The 4,490-nt window shown below is 71.9% G+C and carries 3 protein-coding genes; 2 read left to right on the top strand and 1 reads right to left on the bottom strand.

Going from position 1 to position 4,490, the window contains the following annotated elements:
- Positions 1-130 precede the first annotated feature (130 nt).
- The gene (locus MJ783_RS19600; protein WP_239312431.1) at positions 131-1,522 is read left to right on the top strand and encodes a proton-conducting transporter membrane subunit; all 1,392 of its coding nucleotides are present in this window, start codon (positions 131-133) and stop codon (positions 1,520-1,522) included.
- Positions 1,523-1,864: 342 nt separating this feature from the next.
- On the top strand, positions 1,865-2,296 hold the full coding sequence (locus MJ783_RS19595) for an SsgA family sporulation/cell division regulator (protein WP_239312429.1): 432 nt from the start codon (positions 1,865-1,867) through the stop codon (positions 2,294-2,296).
- A gap of 255 nt (positions 2,297-2,551) precedes the next feature.
- On the opposite strand, the gene sulP is transcribed toward MJ783_RS19595, so the two are convergent.
- Entirely contained in the window at positions 2,552-4,303 is a 1,752-nt protein-coding gene (gene sulP, locus MJ783_RS19590) for a sulfate permease (RefSeq protein WP_370651718.1), read from the bottom strand.
- Between the last annotated feature and the right edge of the window lie 187 nt (positions 4,304-4,490).

Here is a 4,490-nt window from a genome sequence, read left to right as displayed (position 1 = left end):
CACGCGGCACGGGGGCGCTGGGCACGGCGCCGCATGGCCCCGCGGCCCCCAGGCCCGTCAGCGGGAGCGCGCCGGTCCACGAACAGGCCGGCCAGAGCGCGCCAGCCGACGATGTCGCAGCCGGGGGACGATGATGACGGTGGCGCTCGGCCCGCTGCTGGCCGCTGTCCTGCCACTGCTCGGCGCCGGCGATCTCGCCCGCCGACGCCTCGACGCGCGGCGAGCACGGGCCCACGCGACAGCCTGGGCAGGGGCCGCGCTCGCGGTGACGGTCGGCTGCGTCCCGTTGGCCGGACTCGTCGACGACGCGCTGACCGACGCCGGCGTCCACACGGCGGCCACCCTGGCGGCGGGCTGGGCCCGGTGGACGCCGGTCGCCACGGCGCTGGCCGGTCTCCTCGCCGTCGCGCTGGCACCGATGCGTACACACACCACCAGCACGTTCACCCACGTGCTGGTGGTGCTCGCCAGCGGGCTCGCGACGACCGCGACCGGCGAGCCGGCCGTCATCGTGGCCCTGTGGGCGCTGGCCTCCGCCGCGACGTGCCATGAGCTACGCGGCCGTCTCGGTCCGCGGGGGGCGGCTCGGCTGTTCGCCGTCCACCAGGTGTTCGGTATCACGCTGGCCGCCTTCGGGGTGATCGTCCTCGCTGTCCACGGCGCGCCGGGATGGGCGGGCACGATCGGCACCGCGGCGATCGTCGCCGCCGTCACCGTCCGGCTGGGTCTGCTGCCCCTACACCTGTGGATCTCCGGCCTGGTGGAGTCCGCGCCCATGGGCCTGGTCGTCGTGTTCCTGACCGCTCCTACCGCTCCGATGCTGCTCCTTGCCGGCGGCATACCAGCGCCCGGGACCGGGCTGCTCGTGACCGGCGCCGTGTCCGCGCTGCTCGGCGGCTTGCTCGGGCTCGTCCAGCCCGACGCCCGGCGCGGACTGAGCGCCCTGGCCGTCAGCGTCTCGGGGATCGTCGCGTGCGGCATCGCGGACGCGTCACCGACGACCGTGGCCGGGGCAATTCTGGCCTGGCAGGTCTACGCCATCGGGATGGCCGGTGTCCTGATGGTGCTGTCGGCGACCGAGGCCCGCCGAGGGCCCATCGGCAGCACCGGAGCCGGTGGCAGTTTTGCCCGCACCCCGAAACTCGCCGTCGCCTTCCTGCTCCTCGGGCTCGCCGTCGCCGGCTTCCCGGCCACGGTGGGATTCGTCGGTGAAGATCTCCTCATCGAGGGAATCCGCGAATCGTCACCGCTGCCGATGCTGGCGCTGGTCGTCGCGACGGCGGCCAACGGGGCAACGGTCGCACGCTGGTTCTTCACCGGATACACCGGACGGCGCGACCACGTCGGCGAGCCTGACCTCACACGACGCGAACTGTGGGCGGTGACCGCCGCCCTCACGGCGCTCCTCGTCGGCGGTCTGGCACCGGGCGGGCTGGTTGCGAACGGCCCGGCCCACGACGCCGCGGAGGCGCTCGTCGTCGGGCTTCACAACTCGACGGCTTCAGCGAGAACCCGCCCGTAGCCGCGACCGCGGCCCAGCCACCGTGGTCACGTCGACGTGGACGTCCAGCGCCGCCGCGGCGTCGCTGATGAATCCCCGAGATCGAACAGCCCTCGCCCGGGAGCGAGGCCGGCCAACAGATCGACGTCGCTGACCTCGTCCGCCTCGGCACGGGCGATGGAGCCGAAGCCGTGCGTGACACGACGGTGAGGTTCCGCCGGTCGGACCAGACGCAGGAGTCCGTTCCTCCTGCCAACGCTGACCGGCTGTCTCATGATCGGCGCGGTGCGTGCGGACAGAATTGGTCAGGCGAGCGCAGAACAGCCCACGACATGGACAAGGACGAAGACGAGGACGGTCGAGATGCCCCGCCATCGGTCATCCGCGGCAAAGGAAATCAGCCGTGACCTGCCCATCGCCCTGGTCACGGACAACGGTGAACGGTTGCCGCTGACCGGCTATATGATCTTCGATCCCGCCGACCCCATCGCGATCACACTCGTCATTCGGGTGGCGGCCGGCGAGACCGTCAGGTGGACGTTCGCGCGCGACCTGCTCGCGGCAGGCGGCCCTCAGCCGGCTGACATGGGAGACGTGTGGGTCCGGCCGGCCCACGGTGACAGACCGCGGATCACGGCGCTGACGCTGACGAGTCCGACCGGCCGGGCGGACCTGGAACTCCCGTCGCAGCGGGTCGCCGCCTTCCTGCGCCACACCTACACGACCGTTCCGGCTGAGATGGAGCCTGATCTGATCAACTGGGATGCGGAGTTCGGACCGCTCCTGGGGCGTTAGGGCGTGTTTCGGAAGCCGTCGTAAGACGCCCGCGCCGACTGGCTCGGGCCGCCCGCTGATCGGTATCAGCACGGGTCAGGACGCCGGGTGCTCCCGCCCGAGGTGCTTAGAGCGCCCGAGGATAGGGCGTTCGATCAGTGAGCGGCTCAGCCGCGCCCGATCCGGCAAGGCGGCGGAGGAAGGCGCCCTGGTGCTGGGAGCCGACTGACGACAACGCGGCCGGGCGGGATGCGGGGAGCCGCGAGCCGGACAGTCCTATCCTCGGGCGCTCTTATCTGCGAGGCCGGCGGCCTCCGTGTACGCGGCGATCGCGGCGGGCAGGGTCGGGAAGATGCGGCCGGCACCGATCCGGCTGGCCACGCCATGGGCGACAAGAGCGTCGAGCAGCTCCTGTTTGACGCGGGCGAGCGCGACGACGATGCCCCGGCCGGCGAGTTCCGCGCGTAGCTCCTCCAGGGCGTCCAGGCCGGTGATGTCGACCTCGGTGTTCGCCTCCATGTTGAGGACGAACCACTCGACGGGGCCTCGTCGCGCCATCTCGCCGACAGCGGCAAGCGCGCGGCGACGGAAGTTCTGGGCGTTGGCGAAGAAGATCGGCGAGTCGTAGCGGTACATGACAAGACCCGTGATGAGTTCGGCGCCCGGGTAGTCGTCGATGTCGTGCATGCCCTCGACCCCGGGCACGCGGGCGAGGATCGCGTCGTGCGGCCGCGCCACCCGCGTCAGCAGGTCGGCGAGCGACAGGGCGACGGCGATCAGGATGCCGTAGAAGATGTCGAAGGTGAGCACACCGGCGAGCGCGGCGAGCGCGAGCAGCAGTTCGCTGCGCCGGAACCGGGCCAGGCGCCGGAAGCCCGCCACATCCACCAGCCGGACCGCGGCATAGATGACGATCGCGCCGAGCACGGCCGTCGGGAAAGCGGCCAACGCCGGGTGCAGGAACAGCAGCACCCCGACCACGGCGACGACAGCGACCAACGAGTGCAGCTGGCTGCGGCTGCCGGCGGCTGCGCCGAGCGCGGTGCGGCTGCCGCTGCTGCTCACCGGGAAACCGGACAGGAGCCCGGTACCGAGGTTGGCCGCGCCGAGCGCGAACAGCTCCCCGCCCGCGTCGATCTCCCCGTGGCCGGCGCGGCTGGCAAACGCCCGGGCGGTCAGCATGTTGTCGGTGAACCCGACGAACAGCACCCCGAGAGCGGGGATCACCAGCTTGACCAGGTCTTCGGCAGCCGGCGGCGTCGGCCGGGGCAGGCCGCCGGGAATGCCGCCGACGACCGCGATCCCACGCGCGCGCAGATCGAACACCGCGGCGACGGCTGTGGCCAGCACGACGGCGAGCAGCGGCCCCGGCACGCCAGGCCAGCGCCACTCGAGCAGGAAAAGGAACACCAGCACGCTCGCGGCGAGCGCGACGGTGCCCACCTGGGCCGCCCCCACGTGATGTACGAACGACGCGACCTCACCGTACAGATGCTTGCCCGACACGGGAACACCGGTCGTCTTGCCCAGCTGACCGACAATCATGATGATGGCGACACCGGCCAGGTAACCGACCAGGATCGGCTGGGAGAGCAGATCGGCGACGAACCCCAGCCGCACCACCCCCGCTATGAGCGCCAACAGCCCGACCACAACCGCAAGCGCCGCCGCGAGGGCCGCGTACCGGCCCGGGTCCCCCGTGGCCAGCGGCCCGATGGTGGCGGCTGTCATCAGCGCCGTCGTCGACTCCGGGCCGACGGACAGCTGTCGCGAGGACCCGAACACCGCGTAGATCGTCAGCGCGGGCAACGCCGCCCACAGCCCCGCCACCGGCGTCAGACCCGCGACCCCCGCATAGGCCATCACCTGCGGCACCAGGTAGGCCGCCACCGTCACTCCGGCAAGCACGTCGCCGCGCAGCCAGGCGCGGCGATACCCGTGCACCCACCCCAGCGCCCGCGGCACCCGCGGTACCCGTCCCACCCACCCCACCGCGCCCCTCGTCACCTGACGATGATCTGCCGCCATCCGCTGTATCGGCCTTTCCAGGCACGACAAGCGAGCATTGTCCCGCTGGCCGCCCTGGCGCGCCTGACCGAGTGACTGCCGCCGGAAGCTGTTCGACCGGGGCGGCCCGCGGATGTTCTTCCAGCCGCTCGTCGAGCTGGCCACCGGACGAAACCGGACAGTGAACCCTGAGCGACAGCCATGCATC

It is taken from the genome of Protofrankia sp. Cj3, assembly GCF_917627355.1.
GTDB lineage: Bacteria > Actinomycetota > Actinomycetes > Frankiales > Frankiaceae > Protofrankia.
Note: the sequence above shows the minus strand (reverse complement) of the source record. Positions and strands in the feature narration are given on the sequence as shown.